General features: G+C 39.4%; 1 protein-coding gene. It reads right to left on the bottom strand.

Translation table 11 applies throughout. The annotated features are described in order from the left end of the window. The coding region (locus HC176_RS16290) for a galactokinase (protein ID WP_425338217.1) at positions 1 to 441 on the bottom strand (441 nt) is incomplete at its 3' end. Positions 442 to 482: the final 41 nt, after the last annotated feature.

The following is a 482-nucleotide window of genomic DNA, read 5'->3' as shown; positions in this document are numbered from 1 at the left end:
GTCCAGCTCTTTACAACTCACCTCATAATTGTCACGTAAACCTTTATGCGAGGCATACATTAGCAAACCCAGATGATCCAGATCATCAGATTTTAAGGCTTCTACAGCTTTGAGAACCCTGTTGTTTTCTGAGATTATAAACCGCGCACGTTTATAAAGCACCTCAGAAAGCTCATTTTTAAATTCCTGTAAGCGTTGTAGATCCACATCGCGTAAAGAATTTACTTCAGTATATCTTTTTTGGATATAATTGATCACTTCCTCACATTCTTTACGGCGGGTATTGTATTCGCTTGCGGCAAGGCTGTGAGAGACTTTTGTGTTTAGTAACACCAATTTATGACCTTCAAAATTTGCAGGTACATAAGTAGCTTCCAAACTGTGGCAATCCAAAAGAATAAGATGGTCTTCTCTACTTAAAACTGAGGCAAACTGGTCCATGATCCCGCATTTAGTGCCTACATAGTGATGTTCTGCATCAC

This window comes from Tamlana crocina, from assembly GCF_012037625.1.
This window is presented reverse-complemented; position numbering and strand designations above follow the sequence as displayed.